Annotated in this window: 15 protein-coding genes; 7 read left to right on the top strand and 8 right to left on the bottom strand. The window is 59.4% G+C overall.

The genetic code is table 11. The features are described from left to right. The first annotated feature begins 61 nt into the window (after nucleotides 1-61). On the top strand, nucleotides 62-1540 hold the full coding sequence (locus RUM8411_RS20410; protein ID WP_085824575.1) for an inorganic phosphate transporter: 1479 nt from the start codon (nucleotides 62-64) through the stop codon (nucleotides 1538-1540). On the opposite strand, the gene RUM8411_RS20405 is transcribed toward RUM8411_RS20410, so the two are convergent. The 3 genes from RUM8411_RS20405 to RUM8411_RS20395 all read right to left on the bottom strand — a co-directional run bounded on the left by RUM8411_RS20405 (nucleotide 1497) and on the right by RUM8411_RS20395 (nucleotide 4522). Continuing rightward, entirely contained in the window at nucleotides 1497-2519 is a 1023-nt protein-coding gene (locus tag RUM8411_RS20405; protein WP_085824574.1) for a 2-dehydropantoate 2-reductase, read from the bottom strand. The two genes, RUM8411_RS20410 and RUM8411_RS20405, sit on opposite strands and share 44 nt — an antisense overlap. A gap of 66 nt (nucleotides 2520-2585) precedes the next feature. Then, nucleotides 2586-3548, bottom strand: a complete 963-nt coding sequence (locus RUM8411_RS20400) for a pirin family protein (RefSeq protein ID WP_085824573.1) — start codon at nucleotides 3546-3548, stop codon at nucleotides 2586-2588. 119 nt (nucleotides 3549-3667) lie between these two features. Continuing rightward, nucleotides 3668-4522: a phytanoyl-CoA dioxygenase family protein gene (locus tag RUM8411_RS20395; RefSeq protein ID WP_085824572.1), complete on the bottom strand. Its 855-nt coding sequence runs from the start codon at nucleotides 4520-4522 to the stop codon at nucleotides 3668-3670. Nucleotides 4523-4740: 218 nt separating this feature from the next. On the opposite strand from RUM8411_RS20395, the gene RUM8411_RS20390 reads away from it, so the two are divergent. After that, a complete protein-coding gene (locus tag RUM8411_RS20390) occupies nucleotides 4741-5229 on the top strand; it encodes a peptidase associated/transthyretin-like domain-containing protein (protein ID WP_085824571.1) in 489 nt (162 codons plus the stop codon). Between the two features lie 8 nt (nucleotides 5230-5237). Further along, complete coding sequence (locus RUM8411_RS20385) at nucleotides 5238-5834, top strand: ferric reductase-like transmembrane domain-containing protein (RefSeq protein WP_370738047.1); 597 nt, start codon at nucleotides 5238-5240, stop codon at nucleotides 5832-5834. Here the strand turns inward: RUM8411_RS20385 and argF are convergent. Together argF and RUM8411_RS20375 are read right to left on the bottom strand one after the other, a co-directional pair. Next, nucleotides 5831-6757, bottom strand: a complete 927-nt coding sequence (gene argF / locus RUM8411_RS20380) for an ornithine carbamoyltransferase (protein ID WP_085824569.1) — start codon at nucleotides 6755-6757, stop codon at nucleotides 5831-5833. The genes RUM8411_RS20385 and argF overlap by 4 nt on opposite strands. Nucleotides 6758-6808: 51 nt before the next feature. Further along, nucleotides 6809-7996 (bottom strand): aspartate aminotransferase family protein, encoded by a 1188-nt coding sequence (locus tag RUM8411_RS20375; RefSeq protein WP_085824568.1) that lies wholly within the window; start codon nucleotides 7994-7996, stop codon nucleotides 6809-6811. Between the two features lie 295 nt (nucleotides 7997-8291). On the opposite strand from RUM8411_RS20375, the gene RUM8411_RS20370 reads away from it, so the two are divergent. After that, nucleotides 8292-9182: a DMT family transporter gene (locus RUM8411_RS20370; RefSeq protein WP_085824629.1), complete on the top strand. Its 891-nt coding sequence runs from the start codon at nucleotides 8292-8294 to the stop codon at nucleotides 9180-9182. Here the strand turns inward: RUM8411_RS20370 and RUM8411_RS20365 are convergent. Beyond that, entirely contained in the window at nucleotides 9164-9967 is an 804-nt protein-coding gene (locus RUM8411_RS20365) for an ABC transporter permease (protein WP_085824567.1), read from the bottom strand. The two genes, RUM8411_RS20370 and RUM8411_RS20365, sit on opposite strands and share 19 nt — an antisense overlap. 125 nt (nucleotides 9968-10092) lie before the next feature. On the opposite strand from RUM8411_RS20365, the gene RUM8411_RS20360 reads away from it, so the two are divergent. Beyond that, entirely contained in the window at nucleotides 10093-10668 is a 576-nt protein-coding gene (locus RUM8411_RS20360; protein ID WP_085824566.1) for a GcrA family cell cycle regulator, read from the top strand. Nucleotides 10669-10673: 5 nt separating this feature from the next. Further along, nucleotides 10674-11318: an NUDIX hydrolase gene (locus RUM8411_RS20355; protein ID WP_085824565.1), complete on the top strand. Its 645-nt coding sequence runs from the start codon at nucleotides 10674-10676 to the stop codon at nucleotides 11316-11318. 11 nt (nucleotides 11319-11329) lie between these two features. On the opposite strand, the gene RUM8411_RS20350 is transcribed toward RUM8411_RS20355, so the two are convergent. After that, a complete protein-coding gene (locus RUM8411_RS20350) occupies nucleotides 11330-12406 on the bottom strand; it encodes a T6SS phospholipase effector Tle1-like catalytic domain-containing protein (protein WP_085824564.1) in 1077 nt (358 codons plus the stop codon). Then, nucleotides 12384-14675, bottom strand: coding sequence for a xanthine dehydrogenase family protein molybdopterin-binding subunit (locus RUM8411_RS20345; protein WP_085824563.1), 2292 nt, complete (start codon nucleotides 14673-14675; stop codon nucleotides 12384-12386). Before RUM8411_RS20345 ends, RUM8411_RS20350 begins: the two co-directional genes overlap by 23 nt. Before the next feature lie 148 nt (nucleotides 14676-14823). Between RUM8411_RS20345 and RUM8411_RS20340 the strand changes: the two genes are divergently transcribed. Then, nucleotides 14824-17931: a valine--tRNA ligase gene (locus RUM8411_RS20340; RefSeq protein ID WP_085824562.1), complete on the top strand. Its 3108-nt coding sequence runs from the start codon at nucleotides 14824-14826 to the stop codon at nucleotides 17929-17931. Nucleotides 17932-18010 lie beyond the last annotated feature (79 nt).

Raw genomic sequence — 18010 nt, 5'->3', positions numbered from 1 at the left:
TGCCCGTTAGGTGCAAACCGGATAGCGGCGGGCGTCAAATCCATGAACCCTGTGTAATCTGATGTCTGACTTGAACACCAAAAACCGCTGGCAAGCGCTCGACAGCGATCTGCACCGCATTTCGCGGCTTGAAAACGCAAATGTCCACGTGGCACGCCCCCTGCTTGCACCCGGAATAGCGCTGGCGTTTATCGTGCTGGCCGGGTTGTCTGCCGCGATCTTCTTTGGGCGGGCGGATGGTGGGCTGATCGTTGCCGCAGCAGCAGCCTTTGGTGCCTATATGGCAGTCAATATCGGTGCCAATGACGTAGCCAACAACATGGGCCCGGCCGTTGGGGCCAACGCGCTGACCATGGGCGGGGCCATCGTCATTGCCGCCATCGCCGAAAGCGCAGGGGCATTGCTGGCGGGTGGCGATGTGGTGTCGACCATATCCAAAGGGATCATCGACCCCGCTTCGGTCCAGAACAGCAACGTATTTATCTGGGCGATGATGGCGGCGCTGATTTCCTCAGCGATGTGGGTCAACCTGGCCACATGGGTCGGTGCACCGGTATCCACGACGCATTCAGTCGTTGGGGGCGTAATGGGCGCAGGCATCGCCGCGGCAGGGTTGAGCGCCGTCAGCTGGGGCACGATGAGCGCAATTGCCGCCAGCTGGGTCATCTCGCCCTTCTTGGGCGGCGTGATCGCCGCCGGGTTTTTGGCGCTGATCAAACACAAAATCCAGTATCAGGACGACAAAATTGCCGCCGCACGGCACTGGGTTCCGATCCTCGTTGCCGTAATGGCAGGCGCGTTTGCGACGTATCTTTCTGTTAAGGGACTGAAGCGGATCGTAAAGATTGATCTAGAGATAGCTCTGTTGATCGGCCTGGCATCGGGTCTGCTAGTCTGGTCCGCGACGGTGCCCTGGGTTCGTCGCAAGTCCGAAGGGCTTGAGAACCGCACCAAATCACTGAAAACACTATTCGGCCTGCCTCTGGTCATTTCCGCGACATTCCTCAGCTTTGCCCATGGCGCCAATGACGTGGCCAATGCGGTTGGTCCGCTGGCGGCAATTGTGCATGCGGCCGAGTTTGGTGACTTCGCCTCAAAAGTGTCGATCCCGACCTGGGTCATGGTGATCGGAGCCTTTGGGATTTCCTTTGGGCTGTTCCTTTTCGGGCCAAAGTTGATCCGAATGGTGGGCAGCCAGATCACCAAACTGAACCCGATGCGCGCGTTCTGCGTGGCGCTTTCTGCGGCGATTACAGTGATTGTCGCAAGCTGGCTGGGCCTTCCGGTCAGTTCGACCCACATAGCAGTGGGCGCTGTCTTTGGCGTAGGGTTTTACCGTGAGTGGCACTCGGACCGCCGTTGGAAACAGTCAAACCGTCAACGCCCCGCTGAACGCCGCCTGCCCCGTGAAGAGCGTCAGCGGCGCAAATTGGTGCGCCGGTCGCATTTCATGACAATCGTAGCGGCCTGGATCATAACGGTCCCTGCTGCTGCCACTATGTCAGCGGTGATTTTCTGGATTTTGACGGCTTTTCAGTAGGCCGTCGCAGCCTGATCTTGGCTGGCGATAGGGCAGTTTTGGGGGCCTTTTCTACCAGTGCACGAACCCTGGCACATATCGGCGTCGGCACGCCAGACTGTGCACCCAGTCGAATGATCTCGCCCTGCAGGCTGTCGATCTCGGTCGGACGGCCCGCCATCAGATCATAGGCCATCGACGTACGGGCGCTTGGATCAATGGTCAGCATCCGTGCCGCTATCCTGGTAAACAAAGGCGTCGGCAGGCGCAGGATATGCGGCGTCATCCAGGCAGGCAGCGGCGTGGTTGAGGCAACAGAATGTCCGGCCGCCTTCAAAACGGTCAGAGCCTCATCCATCTGATCGGCCATCAGGCGCCGCCAATCGCGGTTCAGCAACTGATCTTTCAGTGTCAGGCCCGACAGCGCATTCAACGCGTTGTTGAGGTTGATCACCAACTTGCCCCATTGAACGGCGTCCATGTCATCGCTTTCAACAACAGGCAGGTCAGAGCTGCTGAGGCGCTGGCCCAGCGCACCTGGCCCGCCCTGAATGACAACCTCTCCGGACGTGGCGCGGTGAAAAGCGGCCGGTTCCGAGGGCACTACGTTAAACGGCACCATTCCCGCCCGAACGTCGTGATCCGACAATGCGGCACGCAGAATTCGGGCGTTCTCCATACCGTTCTGCCACGACAGCACCGGAATGGAAGGTGGCGCAAATTGGGCGATGGCGTCTGCCATATCCCGCGTTGCGCCCGACTTGACGGTTACGATGACCAGTTCGGCTTGGCTCAGGCAAGCAGGGTCCTCGGCCAGTGTCAAAGCGTCCGCCGAAAAGTGGCGGTGAAGGCCTGAAAAATCAGTGACCGTCAGCCCCTGCGCGCGGACCGAATCCAAGACGCGCGCACGACCCAGCAGGGTTACATCATGCCCTGCATCCGCCAGCAAAGCGCCGCAATAACACCCGATACTGCCTGCACCTGCGATCACGATCTTCATGGCATCTCCCTTGCGACCAAAGGATTGCCGGGATCGGGGGCACAGGCAAGGTCCTGTGACGCTTGGTCAGCGGGCTCGTCTGGGGCGGGTGCGCTCTAACTCTTCCGAGATTGGGATGAATTCCCGATCGTCCCCCGGAGGTAAATGGAAGGCTCCGTTGGCCCAATCTGCGGCTTTCCACTCCCGCGTGGCAGCTTCAATCTTTTCTTTCGAAGACGATACAAAGTTCCACCAGATATAGCGATCTTCGTTCAGCGTCGCGCCGCCCAGCAGCATCAGTCGCGCGCCCAATGGTCCCGCTGTCACCGAAAGTTGGTCTCTGGGGCGAAACACCATCATGCGCCCCTCTTGGAATATATCCCCCGCAATCTCAACCTGGCCTTGCGTGACGTAAACGCCACGATCTTCATGATCATCAGGCAGTGGGAAAGATGCGCCGGGGTCAAGCTGAACATCCAGATAAAAGGTCTCTGACAACAGCGTCACCGGGCTGGTCTCGCCATAGGCCGAACCGAGGATCAGGCGGGCACTGACGCCTGCATCCTGAATATGCGGCAGCGCGCCCTGCTTGTGGTGTTCGAAATCCGGCGCCATGTCTTCATGCGCTTCAGGCAGTGCGATCCAGGTCTGAATGCCGAACAGGCTGTGTTTGGTGCCGCGCGTATCTGCGCTGGTCCGTTCGGAATGGGTCACGCCGCGCCCGGCGACCATCCAGTTCACCTCGCCGGGATAAATCATCTGATGGGTGCCCAGACTGTCGCGGTGCTCGAACTCTCCCTGGTACAGATAGGTCACGGTGCCAAGGCCGATATGGGGGTGGGGTCGGACGTCAATGCCGCCATCGGTGATAAACTCGGCCGGGCCCATCTGATCGAAAAAGATGAACGGCCCAACAAGCTGACGCTTGACCGAGGGCAGCGCCCGGCGCACCTCAAACCCGCCCAGATCCCGAGCGCGAGGGATGATCAATGTCTCTAGCGCCGAGCTTTCGGAAACGCATTCAGGGTTGTGAGTGGGGTTCCAGCTCATTTCCGCTCTCCTGCAATCTGACGACTAACGTTCACTTCTGCAGGATATAGGCCAAGCCCACGCAATTCCATTCGCATCGCCACACACAATATGTGCGAGCTTTGCGATATGCTGCCTCATTAACGTTGCCCTGCAACATCCTTGCGCGGCCACAGCCGAGGGAAAAAAGCGCCGTCCAATCGGTCGCCTTCACAATAGCCTTCGGCTTCAAATTGCGCCCGCTCATCCTTGGCCCAATCCCCGCGATACCGGATAACCCCATCCGGCGCGGTCATCCTAAGTGTAAAGCGGCGCACGGTTTCGGTCGGCGTGGTGGACGACAATCCGCCATGCAGGGTCCGCATATCGAAAAAGATGCAGTCCCCCAGCTCCATATCCCATTGCAACAACTCATAGGCATCGGGGTCGGCGTTGATGTCAGGTGGCGGATGATAGGTTTGGCCTGCAACCTCGGTCGGTTCGAAACTTGGATGCCCGTCGGCAAAGCGCACACGCATGAACAGCTTGTCCCATAGGTGAGAGCCCTTGACGAAAGCGATGCCGTTGTCCTTGCTGACTGGTTCCAGTGGCAGCCAGAGCACGCACATCGTTCCTTCGAAATCAAAGTAAGACAGGTCCTGATGAAACGGTGGACGAGAGGTCGATCCGGCCTCGCGCAGGAACCAGTTATCCATGACCAGATTGATCGATGGCGCACCTAGCAGCCCCGCGGCCAGAGGCGCGCACGGTGAGTTGTGGACGAAATCAGTGAATTGAGGGATTTTGCTCCATGCCCAGAAATCCTCAAAATAGGCGGGGGCGCTTGGATCTTTTGTGTGACGGGTGAAATTGTCCGTCGGGTCGGCAAGATCGGTATCGATACCGTCGCGCAACTTGGTCAGCCAATCGGAAGAAAACTTGGACCGAAGAACAACCGCTCCGTCCCGTTTGAACGCAGCGATTTCATCCGCTGAGACGCTATCCGCCTGATCCATGTATCACCTCTCAGATGGGTCACCAGAGGATGGCACCCCACCTGGCGCAGCGTCAAAGAAATTCGCACGCCCCAACGCTTAGCCTGTTGCTCACAGCTCTGTGAGGGGGCGTATTTCTGTGCCCGCACCTCCTCGGAATCAATCAAAACCGTGCTATCTTTGCGTCGAGGCCGCCGCACTGCGGCCTGTGTGGATTGCGCTTTGCAGGAGGTCGTTGCATGACAAAAGCACCCTTCACCCGTCGTTCCCTGATGGCAACTGGTGGGGCATTTATGGCCGCCGGAGCCTCTGGCCTGATGGTACCAGCGCGCGCGGCCGGGCTTGCGCCGACGCCTTCGATGCGCGGTGGGTCCAACAATTATCGCCCCGGCGCGGCCATGGTCGACCGCATTGGTGGTGGCGGGTTCTGGATGGCCGGAACTGTGCGGCGCGCAGGTGACGGTGCCCCCCTGCCCGGTCAGCGCATCCAGATATGGGCCCACACGACCGAAGGCCACGAACGCGATCCCCAAAGCCACGGCGCCACGCTGACTGATGCCAACGGAGAGTTCCGGTTGGAGATGCCACAAATCGTGCCCGCCTTTGGTCAACCGCACGGCCATCTGGCCTATGACAGCGGCGCGTTTGAAACTGTGTTCCTGCGCCCGATCATGTCACGCTCCAGCGACAAAACGCTGACGGCGCATTTCGTACTGCAACCCGCCTGACACCCGTGATCCGATCGATTTTCATTTGGGCGGCACTGATCGCCGCCCTGCTGGTGCCGATCATCGCAGCGGCAGCAAGCCCGCTATTGGCCTGGCGCCAGCCGGTATACATCGCAGCAGGCTTTGCGGGCGTGGTCGGCATGTGCCTGTTGTTGATGCAACCGCTATTGGCAGGGCGTTGGCTGCCGGGGTTGTCACCGATGGCAAGCCGTCTCTGGCACCGTTGGTGTGGGATGGCCTTGATCGGGGTCGTACTTGTCCACGTGGTAGGCCTGTGGATCACCAGCCCGCCGGATGTTGTCGACGCATTGTTATTCATGTCCCCCACACCCTTTTCAGCCTGGGGCGTGGTTGCGATGTGGGCTGTGTTTGCAGCTGCCTTTCTGGGCCTGCTGCGGCACCGCCTTGCGCTGAGGTTTCGTGTGTGGCGATTGGGGCATGTCACACTGGCGCTTGTGACGATCCTGGGCAGCGTGGTTCATGCGATGCTGATCGAAGGCACGATGGAAATCATGACCAAAACCGCGCTGTGCATGTTGGTCTTATTGGCGAGCGCCGGGACGCTCGCCAAATTGCGGGTATGGGATGTTCGGCGTCGCGCTTAGGCGCCCAGACACCAGCGCATCACTGCTTTTTGTGCATGCAGGCGGTTCTCGGCCTCGTCAAAAATGACCGAGTTTGGCCCGTCCATCACGTCCGATGTCGCTTCCTCCTCGCGGTGTGCGGGCAGGCAGTGCATGAACAGCGCGTCCGGTTTGGCGTGTGACATCAGCTCGGGGTTGACCTGATAGGGACGCAGCAGATTGTGTCGCCGTTCCTTTGCTGACTGGGAATCGTGCATCGAGACCCAGGTATCCGCAACCACAAGATCCGCCCCCTCGACAGCCTTATACGGATCACGCTCAACCACGATTTTTGATCCCTTTTTCCGGGCAAACCCCATGAACTCTTCTTCGGGGTCGAACTGAGCGGGACCCGTGAAGGTCAGATCAAACCCGAACTGGCCCGCGGCGTGCAGGAATGAGGCGCAGACATTGTTGCCGTCACCGGTCCAGACCACCTTTTTGCCTGCAATAGGCCCGCGATGCTCTTCAAAGGTCAGGACGTCGGCCATGATCTGACAGGGGTGAGTGCGATCGGTCAGACCGTTGATGACAGGTACGTCCGAGTACTCGGCCATCTCGGTCAGGATGGTTTCATCAAAAGTCCGGATCATGATCATGTCGACATAGCGCGACAGAACGCGCGCGGTGTCGGCAATAGTCTCACCATGGCCCAGCTGCATGTCCTTGCCCGACAACACCATGGTCTGCCCGCCCATTTGGCGCACGCCCACGTCAAAGGACACCCGCGTCCGGGTCGAAGGTTTTTCAAAGATCAGCGCGACCATGCGCCCCGCCAGTGCCTGATCTTCGTCAAGCGCTGCCTTGGGGCGGCCCATCCGGGCCTGTTTCATCGCGCTGGCTTGGTCGATCATGGTCCGCAGCTCGGCCGCGTCGGTTTTGTGGATGTCAAGGAAGTGGTTCATTTTGTTTCACTTTTGGCTATTCGGGGCATCTGCAGCACCCCGGGGAATAGATCAGGCCGTGGCCAGAGTGCTTTCGACCTGGGCCGCAGCCTTGTCGAGACGGATAACAGCTTGCGCAATATCGTCCTCGGTCAGGGTCAGGGGCGGTAACAGGCGGATGACATTGTCGGCGGCGGGTACGGTGATGACTTCGTTATCATACCCTGCGTTGACCACGTCGATGTTGGGCGCCTTGCATTTCAAACCCAACATCAGGCCGGACCCGCGCACCTGTTCAAAGACCTCGGGATGCTCGGCGATCAACCCTTCAAGCTTTTGGCGCAACAGGCCTGCCTTACGGTTGACGCTTTCCAGAAAAGCCGGCGTCGCCACCTGGTCGATCACCGCACAGCCTACGGCACAACCCAGCGGATTGCCCCCATAGGTGGACCCGTGCGTGCCTGCCGTCATGCCCGAGGCTGCGTTTTCGGTGGCAAGCACGGCACCCAGCGGGAAGCCCCCGCCGATGCCTTTGGCGACCATCATGATATCCGGCGTAATGCCTGCCCATTCATGGGCAAACAGCTTTCCGGTCCGGCCAACACCGCATTGCACTTCGTCCAGGATCAACAGCAAACCATGCTCGTCGCAGATCTGGCGCAGGGCCTTAAGTTCGGCATCCGGAACCGGGCGGATACCGCCCTCGCCCTGAACCGGTTCGATTAGAATGGCGGCGGTCTTGTCGGTGATGGCATTGGTGACCCCGTCGAGATCTCCGAAGGTCAAATGCACGAAACCGGGCAGCAAAGGGCCAAAGCCTTTGGTCATCTTCTCGGACCCGGCAGCCGCGATGCCCGCCGAGGAGCGCCCGTGAAAGGATCCGTCAAAGGTGATGATCTCGACCCGCTCGGGTTGATCTTTGTCATAGAAATACTTGCGTGCCATTTTCACGGCCAGCTCGCAGGTTTCCGTGCCCGAGTTCGTAAAGAAAACCGTATCAGCAAAGGTGTGCTCGACCAGCTTATCAGCCAGCGCCTGCTGTTGCGGGATGTGGTACAGGTTCGAGACATGCCACAGCGCATGCGCCTGCTCTGTCAGCGCCGCCACCAGTGCAGGATGCGCATGGCCCAGCGCGTTTACCGCGATGCCTGCGCCCAGATCCAGAAAACGTCGGCCATCCGCCTCGGTCAGCCATGCGCCTTCACCTTTTACAAAGGTAAGGGGCGCGCGATTGTAGGTCGGCAGAACGGACGGGATCATCGGATCATCCTTTTCAGATAGGTTGAGCCCCGTGAGTGATACACTAGGGCCATGTTCGTCAACTGATTTACGGGGGGATTGCGCAGATTTGGACAGCGCAATTGGATCAAACGGCGGGTTACGCGATAAAGCGTCGGCGTCGGAGACGCAGGATATGTGCAGGTTTGATCATGCGAGGCCGTATAGCGGGGCGCGAACGCCCTGAAAACCCTGAAAATCACAATCCGGAAAAATTCACCCTGAAACGATGCATTTACCGCTTGCCATTTGCCGCGCGCAGGCGCACCGCTGGCTCATGACACCTGCACGCCAGAACCCTCCCCTTGCGGCCCTACTTATTGTCGCCGCCAGCGCCTTTATCGCCGGCACCACGCTGCTGGCCAAAGCGTTGGGAACCGATACCCTGGGCCCAGCGCTGCATCCGATGCAGATCAGCCACGGGCGGTTTCTGTTTGCGTTTCTGGTGATCGCCAGTGCGGTGGGCATTTTGCGCCCAAAGCTGCGCCGCCCGCATTGGGGGCTACATATCGGGCGAACAAGCTTTGGCTGGGTCGGAATTACGCTGATGTTCGCCTCGGTGGCTTTTATCCCTATTGCGGATGCCACGGCGATTTCATTCCTGAATCCGGTTTTTGCTATGGTTCTGGCGATACCGCTGCTGAAAGAGGGCGTTGGCCCGTGGCGCTGGTTGGCTGCAGGTGTGGCGTTGATTGGGGCCTTGATTCTGCTGCGACCAACACCCGAAAGCTTTCAGCCCGCAGCGTTGCTGGCCTTGACCGCAGCCGCCATGATCGGGATGGAGCTGATTTTCATAAAGAAACTCTCGGGTCGGGAAATTCCGATCCAGATTCTGCTGATCAACAACGCGATGGGTCTGACCATCGCCTCGGTCGCGGTCAGCTTTGTGTTTCAGATGCCAACACCCCAGCAATGGGCGGCACTGGCCGGGATCGGAATGTTGATGGCCTGCGCTCAAACCTGTTTCGTCAATGGTATGGCGCGGGCTGATGCGTCGTTCGTTGCCCCGATCAGTTATGCCACGCTGATCTTTGCTGCCATTTACGACTTTGCCGTTTTCGACGTGACACCGGACGTCATCAGCCAGATCGGATCAGCGATCATTCTGATGGGCGGATTGATCCTTGTCTGGCGCGAGGCACTGCACCGTCAGGCCTTGAGGCGATAGCCGGTCCGCAGCATCTGCCAAGCCCCGGTGCCAACCAGCAAGGTTGCTCCGCTGCAAACCACCATTCCCAACCAGGGCGAGCTATCCGACACTCCGATCATGCCATAGCGCAATCCGTCGATCAGGTAGAATACAGGGTTCACATGGCTCAGGTAATTCAGCGCAGGCGGCAGCGCCTCGACCGAATAGAAAGTTCCTGACAGAAAGGCCAGCGGCGTCACGATGAAATTGGTGATCGCCGCCATCTGGTCAAACTTGTTTGCATAAATCCCTGCAAACAACCCCAACGCGCCCATGAATGCCCCCCCCAGGATGACAAAGATCAGCGCGATCAGCGGGTTTTGCGGCACGATCCCCAGCACGATCGCCAGCGCCGTTGCCACGACGAAAGCGATCAGGACACCACGCGTAACGCCTCCGGCCAGATATCCCAGCAGAATTTCCAGCGCCGACAACGGCGGCATAAGTGTGTCGACGATATTGCCCTGAACCTTTGCGATGATGATCGAGGACGAGGTATTAGCAAACGCGTTCTGGATCACCGTCATCATCATTATGCCCGGCGCCAGAAAGGTCAGAAACGAAACGCCCATCACATCAGACCGACTTGGACCTATGGCGATATTGAAGATCAACAGGAACAATCCCGCCGTGGCCAGAGGGGCCAGCAGGGTTTGTGTCCAGACCGCCATAAACCGAAGGGTTTCGCGTTGGGCCAGCGTATAAAGACCCATCCAATTGACCGCACCGAAACGGCGCGCACCCTGATCCATAAGATTCTGCATCCCTGCCTCTTACCTGATTCGAAGACCGCTTGTAACTCGGCCCGCAGTGATTAGAATAGGGCGCTGAAACGAATTCCCAAGGCGGCCCGAATCCGGGGCCGCTTTCCGCTTTTGAAAGGCAAATCATGTCCTGGACTGACGAGCGCGTAGAACTGCTGAAGAAAATGTGGGGCGAAGGCCAGTCGGCCAGCCAGATCGCCAAAGAGCTGGGCGGCGTGACCCGCAACGCGGTGATCGGCAAAGTGCACCGTCTGGGCCTGTCGAACCGGGCAACCGGCGCATCCCCGGCAAAATCAGAACCCAAGGAAAAACCGGCCCCCGCGCCCAAGGCCGAGGCCAAGCCAAAGCCAGCGCCCAAGACCGAACCGGCACGCCCAACCCCTGCCCCTACGGCCGAGGCCAAGCCTGCTATTCCCGCACGCCGCCAGATCATCCCGGCCGGCCAACCGCTGCCACCGCAGCCTTCGGCCAATGAAATCAGCCCCGAGGCGCTGGCCAAGGTCAACGAGATCGAAAAGAAGGCCAAGAAGCTGTCTTTGATGGAGCTGACCGAGAAAACCTGTAAATGGCCCGTTGGCGACCCCGCGACCGAGGATTTCTGGTTCTGCGGCCTGCCGGTCGAAGCAGGCAAGCCCTATTGCGAGGCGCATGTAGGTGTCGCGTTCCAACCGATGAGCTCGCGCCGCGACCGTCGCCGGTAAGAGCGATGCGCCAGGATTCGACCGCACAGGAGGATATCTGGCTGGCTCGGATAAAACGTCTGCTGGCCCTGTCCGAGACGGGCCAGCATTTTACCAAAGATCCGTTTGATCGCGAACGCTATGACGAAATCGCTGAGATAGCGCGCGCCATGTTGGCCGATCTGGGCGGTGTACCTGTATCGCAGATCCAAGGGCTGTTTCATGACCATCAGGGTGGTTACGCCACACCCAGCCTTGACATTCGCGGGGCTGTTTTCCGGGATGGTCGCATTCTGCTGGTGCGTGAACGCAGCGACGGGCTATGGGCAATGCCGGGCGGATTTGCTGATATCGGCAGCTCACCCGCAGAAAACATCGAACGCGAGGTGTTGGAAGAAGCCGGCCTGAACGTCCGCGCCGAACGGCTGTTTGCAGTGCGCCACAAAGCGCGCCACCCTTACCCGCAGGACCCCAAAGATTTTTACAAACTGTTCTTCCTGTGCAGACAGATCGACAACGCGGACCCCACAATAGGGTTAGAAACGAGCGGCGCCGGTTTTTTCCCTTCGGACGATCTGCCGGAGCTATCACCCAGTCGCATCATCTTGCAGGACATCCTTGAGGCGTTCAAGGCACACTACGCGGATCAGGATTACACGGTTTTTGACTAATATCTGAAATTCTACTGCGCTGGATGTGACGGCAATCCTGGCAGGGGTACCCAGCCCGGCAGGTCATCCGGCGACACAGATACATGCAGGCGCTCGGACCGGTCGCGTCCGATCTTGCGATGCTTGCGCAGCAGAAAGATCTTGCCCCACCCCCGCCACGTCCCAACCGAGCGCGCCGAGGTGCTTGTGGGAAACCGATCGCGCCAGCCCTCGGGCAACGGCAGACCGTGCATTTCGGCCTTATCCAACATCCAGATCAAAGAGATATTGCTGAGCGGTCGCGCCTCCTCGAACCCATTCAACTGACCGCCAACATCTCCGTGGGTTCCACGGAACCAAACCTGCTCGACATGGCCATTGAAGTCAGGCCTACAGGTCCACAGCACCGGGTCATACACTTCGCGGGTCTCATCCAGCGCCATGGCATGATAGCCGTGGCGGGTAGCCGGGCCAAGCTGGTGGTTGTGGAAGGCGTGCCGCTCTTCGGCCCAGCGCCACAGCAGTGGCAATCGCAGGCCCAGCGCCTTGACCGTGTCCCAGACGCCGACCATCTCAATCGCGACGCCCTCATGGCAAAACTGGCTTCGAAAGGCGGCGGCGGCGGCACCATTGGCGTTGCACTCATAATGGCGATAGGCCTGTTTGATGTTGCGGACTGTGGCATGCTCGGCCTTGAGCAAACCGATCATGTCGATCACACCCGCCAGGCTGCGCACGCCGTAAGCGCCGCGTGAATAGCCGATAAAGTAAATCCGGTCGCCTGGCTTGTAGCGGGACGCCAAATACCCATAGGCCCGACGGATTTGCCGATTGATGCCGCGCCCCATCATCACATCCAGCGACGACTTCCAGCTTTCCCACTGCACTCCGGATTCGTAAAAGACCGAGACCTTACTGCCCATTTCATTGCACAGTTGCAGAGTTTTACCTGCATGGGTTTCCAGGCCCGGTTCCAGCGTCGACATGGTCCCGTCCAGGATAATGACATGGCTGATGGGTTCGCGGTGGCGCGACTCGGCGGAATGCTCGGACCGCAAAGGCCGCCCGAGCCATCCCAGTACCTTTCTACTTAGCCGCGACAGGCCCATCGTTCAACAATTCCCATACTTTATGGGGTGTGAAAGGCATATCTGCCTGCCGCACCCCGTGATCCCAGAGCGCATCCTGAACCGCATTTGCCACAGCAGCCAGCGCGCCCACGGTGCCTGCCTCGCCACATCCTTTCATCCCCATCGGGTTGGAGGTTGACGGGACCGGAACCGAGGTAAACTTAATCATGGGTATCTCAGCTGCACGGGGCAAGGCGTAGTCCATCAACGAAGCCGTGAGCAGTTGCCCCTGCGCATCATGCACAACCCGCTCGGACAGAGCCTGACCAATGCCCTGCACTACGCCGCCATGTACCTGCCCTTCGGCCAGCATAGGGTTGATAAGGTTGCCGAAATCATCAACGACGGTATAGCGGTCTACCCATGTCTCGCCGGTGTAATAATCGATAACGACTTCGGCAACATGTGCGCCGTTAGGATAGCTACGGGCATCCAGGTTGGCACGTGCCTCATGCTGCAACAAATCCCTGCGCCCATCAGCGCGCGCCATATCGGCGGCCTCGGTCAGGGTCGGTGTCAGGTTCGATCCGGACGCGCGAAAGGTTTCATGGTCAAATGTCACATCGTTTTCCTCGACCCCCATCTTATCGGCCAGATAGGGCGTGAATGCGGCGATCATGACATCAATCGTTGCCAAAGTTGCCGTGCTTTGCACCGTGACCGACCGAGATCCGCCGGTTCCGCCGCCATGGGGCAGTTGATCGCTGTCGCCCTGAACGATATTGATCCGGTCCATCGGAACCCCGGTCTGATCCGACAGGAACTGGGCATACACCGTCTCATGGCCTTGTCCGTTCGATTGGGTGCCGACATAGAGCGTCACTGTGCCATCCTCGCTGAACGTAACCTTTGCGTTCTCGGAAGGGTCACCCAAAATACTTTCGATATAGTAACACAGCCCCTGCCCCCGGATCAGACCACGTTCCGCATCTGCGGCTTTGCGGGCGGTAAATCCTTTGGTCTGCTCGCCTGCACGGGACAGGACCATATCGAAATCGCCCACGTCATAGGTTTCATCAGTGGCGGTTTGATAGGGGAAGTTTTGGGGCTGGATGAAGTTGTTGCGCCGCAGCTCCCACGGATCGATACCCAGTTCGCGTGCGGCGCGGTCAATGACGCGTTCCAGAACATAGATCGCCTCGGGCCGACCTGCGCCGCGATAGGCGTCAACCTGTGTGGTGTTGGTATAGAACCCCTCGACCCGCATATAGGTGGTCTGCACATCATAGACGCCCATCAACACCTTGCTGAACAGGTCTGTTTGAATCGCCTGCCCAAAATGGCTGTTATAGGCCCCAAGGTTCACCTTGCTATGGACGCGATAGGCGGTGATCTTGTGATTGGCGTCAAAAGCCAGTTCAGCCAGCGAGGTCAAATCGCGGCCATGATGATCCGACAACATCGCCTCCGACCGGTCAGACATCCAGTGCACCGGCTGGCCCAGTTTCATCGCAGCAACGGCCGCACAAAAATACTCAGGGTACGGCATCACCTTCATGCCAAACCCACCCCCCACATCCGGTGTGGTGACGCGAATGGTTTCAGGCTCCAACTTCAGCTTTTGGGCCAGTTGCGCGCGCATCGCCCAAACCCCCTGCCCGCCATAGGCAAAGTGCAGCCGCCCGTCGTTCCAACTGGCCTGACAGCCACGCGGCTCGATCGAGGCGATGATCACCCGATTGTCGTGCACATTCAACGAGACGGTATGTGCGGCACATTGAAACGCCGCTTCGGTCGCGGCCTCATCGCCCAACCCCCAGTCAAAGGCGCGATTGTCCGGGGCCTCGGGGTGCAGCACCTCTCCGCCCGCATCAACACTCATCTTGGCGGGCAAGTCGTCGATCTCCATCCAGATCAGTTCGACCGCGTCGCGGGCCTGAGTCAGGCTTTCAGCTATCACCACGGCCACCGGCTCACCCACAAAGCGCACCCGGTCCTTCGCCAGCATATGCCGGTCCGGCGCGGCTGCTTGCGAGCCATCCCGGTTCGACACCGTGGCAGCATTCAACACCGTGTCGATCCCAGCGTTGGCCAGATCGTCCAACGCTATGACCAAGCGCACGCCGTCGGCCTCGCGCGCGGCGTCCAGATCCAGCGCGGTAATCCACCCGTGCGCGACAGAACTGCGGAAAAAGGCAGCAAAAAGCGCGTTGTCGGGAATATCATCATCCATGTACCGCCCATGCCCGGTCAAAAAGCGCTGATCCTCGGTCCGCTTGACCGGCTGGCTTTTTCCAAACTTTTCCATTCTTTGCCCCTATCTGTGCCTTAGGGGCGACATTAGGCTGCGTCCGTTCATTGTCCAGAGCCCGTCTGCGGCCCCTTGGCCCTTCCCCTTCCCTCATCCATTCGCTATTGCAGGCGCTGACCCAGAATTGATGACGCAGGACGCACCCATGGCGATGGAAAAGACATTCAACGCGGCTGAGGCCGAGGCCCGCATTTACGAGGCCTGGGAACAGGCCGGAGCCTTCAAGGCGGGCGCGAACAGATCGCGCGATGAAAGCTTTACCATCATGATCCCACCGCCCAACGTGACGGGGGCGCTGCATGTGGGACATGCGTTCAACAACACGCTGCAGGATATCCTGACCCGCTGGCACCGGATGCGCGGGTTCGACACGCTTTGGCAACCCGGTCAGGACCACGCGGGCATCGCCACGCAGATGCAGGTTGAAAAAATGCTGGCGGCGCAGGGCAACGAAGGGCGGCGTGAACTGGGGCGTGAAAAGTTCCTGGAAAAGGTCTGGGAATGGAAAGGCGAATACGGCGGCACGATCATTGAACAGCTCAAGCGCCTGGGCTCCAGCTGCGATTGGTCGCGCAACGCGTTTACCATGGCCGGTGCACCGGGTGACCCGCGCACAGGGCATGAGAATTCTGCAAATTTCCACGATGCCGTCATCAAGGTCTTCGTAGAAATGTACGAAAAGGGCCTGATCTATCGCGGCAAGCGTCTGGTCAACTGGGACCCGCATTTTGAGACCGCAATCTCGGATCTTGAGGTCGAGAATATCGAAGTCGCGGGCCATATGTGGCACTTCAAGTACCCGCTGGCGGGTGGTGAGACCTATACGTATGTCGAAAAGGATGAGGACGGGAATATCGTGCTTGAGGAACAGCGCGACTATATCTCAATCGCCACGACACGGCCCGAAACAATGCTGGGCGACGGCGCGGTTGCGGTTCACCCATCAGATGAACGTTACGCTCCAATCATTGGGAAACTCTGCGAAATCCCGGTTGGGCCAAAGGAACATCGCCGTCAGATTCCGATCATCACCGATGATTACCCCGATCCAGATTTCGGATCCGGCGCGGTGAAGATCACCGGCGCGCATGATTTCAACGATAACATGGTGGCCAAGCGCGGCGGCATTCCGATGTACCGCTTGATGGATACGCGCGGCGCAATGCGGGCCGATGGTGCGCCCTATGCCGAAGAGGCCGGCAAGGCGCAGGAATACGCGCGTGGGCGTGCCTTCACCGAGAGTGAGATCGACGCGATCAACCTGATCCCCGATCACCTGCGCGGCCTCGACCGGTTCGAGGCGCGCGCGAAAGTGGTCGAAGAGATCACCGCCGACGGTCTGGCTGTGATGACCCGCACCGACAACCCGGTCCTGGGCACCAAGCTGGCTGAAGATGACGATCCGGCGGCTCTGGTCCCGCTGGTCGAGAGCAAGCCGATCATGCAACCCTTCGGCGACCGCTCGAAAGTTGTGATCGAGCCGATGTTCACCGACCAGTGGTTCGTGGACGCCGAAAAGATCGTCGGCCCCGCGCTGGACGCAGTAAAGGACGGCACGGTCAAGATCATCCCCGAGTCAGGCGAGAAGACCTATTACCACTGGCTGGAAAACATCGAGCCCTGGTGCATCTCGCGCCAGTTGTGGTGGGGGCATCAGATTCCGGTTTGGTATGGGCCAAAGAAAGATGCTTCGAACTCTCTAGGCGTTGACTATGCGTCTGGTGAACTGGTTCCTTTCTGTGGAGCGACTTTCGAAGAGGCAGCAAGCGTCGCTCGGGAATACTACGGTGTTTCCAGTGCGCGGGAGTTTTTCGAAGATCAAACGACTTCACTTGATCCGTCTGAGGTCGACCCGAACGTCAACAGCAACGCTTGGCAAGATGAAGCGTTTGCAACGGCAGTTGAAGGGGGTCGTGACTTCGTTTTGCTCAAAAGAGACCCGGACGTCCTCGACACATGGTTCTCCTCCGGCCTCTGGCCAATCGGCACACTGGGCTGGCCCGAGCAGACCGATGAGCTGGAACGCTACTTCCCGACCGATGTTCTGATCACTGGCGCGGATATCCTGTTCTTCTGGGTCGCCCGGATGATGATGATGCAACTGGCCGTGGTGAACGAAATCCCGTTCCACACCGTCTACCTGCACAGCCTCGTCCGCGACGAGAAGGGCAAGAAGATGTCCAAGACTACCGGCAATGTCATCGACCCGCTGGAGATCGTGGACGAGTTTGGCGCCGACGCGCTGCGCTTTACCAACGCCTCGATGGCGGCGATTGGCGGCGTGCTGAAACTGTCCCGCGAGCGCATCACCGGCTACCGGAACTTCGGCACCAAGCTTTGGAACGCCGTCCGTTTTGCCGAGATGAACGAGGTCTTCATCGATGCCGGCCCTCAATTGGACGTCGCTGACCTGAAACCCAAGGCCGCCGTCAACCGGTGGATCATCGGTGAAACCGCCCGGGTGCGGGCGGAGGTCGACGCGGCGCTGGACAGCTATCGCTTCAACGATGCGGCCAACGGGCTTTATGCCTTTGTCTGGGGCAAGGTCTGCGACTGGTACGTGGAGCTGTCGAAACCCCTGTTGCAGGGCGACGATGCCGAGGCACAGACCGAGACCCGCGCCACCATGCGCTGGGTTCTGGATCAATGCATGGTTCTGCTGCACCCGATCATGCCCTTCATCACCGAAGAGCTGTGGGGCCTGACCGGTACCCGCGCCAAAATGATCATTCACGCCGACTGGCCGACATACGGCATCGAATTGGTGGATGCGGATGCGGATCGTGAGATGAACTGGGTGATCTCGGTGATCGAAAACACCCGCTCGGCCCGCGCCCAGATGCGGGTGCCTGCGGGCCTCTATGTGCCGATGCTGGTGACCGAGATCGACGCGCATGGACAAGCCGCCTGGGACCGCAACGAGGCGCTGATCAAACGTCTGGCGCGGATCGACAGCCTGACTTCGGCGGATGAGCTGCCCAAGGGCACGATTTCCATCGCGGCCCCTGGTGCCTCATTCGGGTTGCCGCTGGCAGACATCATCGACATCGGCGCGGAAAAGGACCGGCTGGAGAAAGCCAAGGGCAAGCTGGCCAAGGAATTGGGTGGATTGCGCGGGCGCCTGAACAACCCCAAATTCGTGACCTCAGCCCCGGAAGAGGTTGTCGCAGAGGCCAAAGCCAATCTTGCGGCCCGTGAAGAGGAAGACGCCAAACTGGACGAGGCTCTGGCCCGGCTGGCCGAGATCGCCTGATCGTCAACTGTTAACAGATACTCAGATCCCGAACCCCGCCGCGCTGACACCGGCGAGGTTTTTCGTTGCGCGCTGGAAT

The organism is Ruegeria meonggei (genome assembly GCF_900172215.1).
GTDB classification, from domain to species: domain Bacteria; phylum Pseudomonadota; class Alphaproteobacteria; order Rhodobacterales; family Rhodobacteraceae; genus Ruegeria; species Ruegeria meonggei.
The sequence above is the reverse complement of the archived record's forward strand: the minus strand, read 5'-3'. Positions and strand labels throughout refer to the sequence as shown.

Coding starts and splice junctions, on each gene's coding strand:
- RUM8411_RS20410 (WP_085824575.1), top strand. CDS start 62: ATGTCTGACTTGAACACCAAAAACCGCTGGCAAGCGCTCGACAGCGAT.
- RUM8411_RS20405 (WP_085824574.1), bottom strand. CDS start 2,519: ATGAAGATCGTGATCGCAGGTGCAGGCAGTATCGGGTGTTATTGCGGC.
- RUM8411_RS20400 (WP_085824573.1), bottom strand. CDS start 3,548: ATGAGCTGGAACCCCACTCACAACCCTGAATGCGTTTCCGAAAGCTCG.
- RUM8411_RS20395 (WP_085824572.1), bottom strand. CDS start 4,522: ATGGATCAGGCGGATAGCGTCTCAGCGGATGAAATCGCTGCGTTCAAA.
- RUM8411_RS20390 (WP_085824571.1), top strand. CDS start 4,741: ATGACAAAAGCACCCTTCACCCGTCGTTCCCTGATGGCAACTGGTGGG.
- argF (WP_085824569.1), bottom strand. CDS start 6,757: ATGAACCACTTCCTTGACATCCACAAAACCGACGCGGCCGAGCTGCGG.
- RUM8411_RS20375 (WP_085824568.1), bottom strand. CDS start 7,996: ATGATCCCGTCCGTTCTGCCGACCTACAATCGCGCGCCCCTTACCTTT.
- RUM8411_RS20370 (WP_085824629.1), top strand. CDS start 8,292: ATGACACCTGCACGCCAGAACCCTCCCCTTGCGGCCCTACTTATTGTC.
- RUM8411_RS20365 (WP_085824567.1), bottom strand. CDS start 9,967: ATGCAGAATCTTATGGATCAGGGTGCGCGCCGTTTCGGTGCGGTCAAT.
- RUM8411_RS20360 (WP_085824566.1), top strand. CDS start 10,093: ATGTCCTGGACTGACGAGCGCGTAGAACTGCTGAAGAAAATGTGGGGC.
- RUM8411_RS20355 (WP_085824565.1), top strand. CDS start 10,674: ATGCGCCAGGATTCGACCGCACAGGAGGATATCTGGCTGGCTCGGATA.
- RUM8411_RS20350 (WP_085824564.1), bottom strand. CDS start 12,406: ATGGGCCTGTCGCGGCTAAGTAGAAAGGTACTGGGATGGCTCGGGCGG.
- RUM8411_RS20345 (WP_085824563.1), bottom strand. CDS start 14,675: ATGGAAAAGTTTGGAAAAAGCCAGCCGGTCAAGCGGACCGAGGATCAG.
- RUM8411_RS20340 (WP_085824562.1), top strand. CDS start 14,824: ATGGCGATGGAAAAGACATTCAACGCGGCTGAGGCCGAGGCCCGCATT.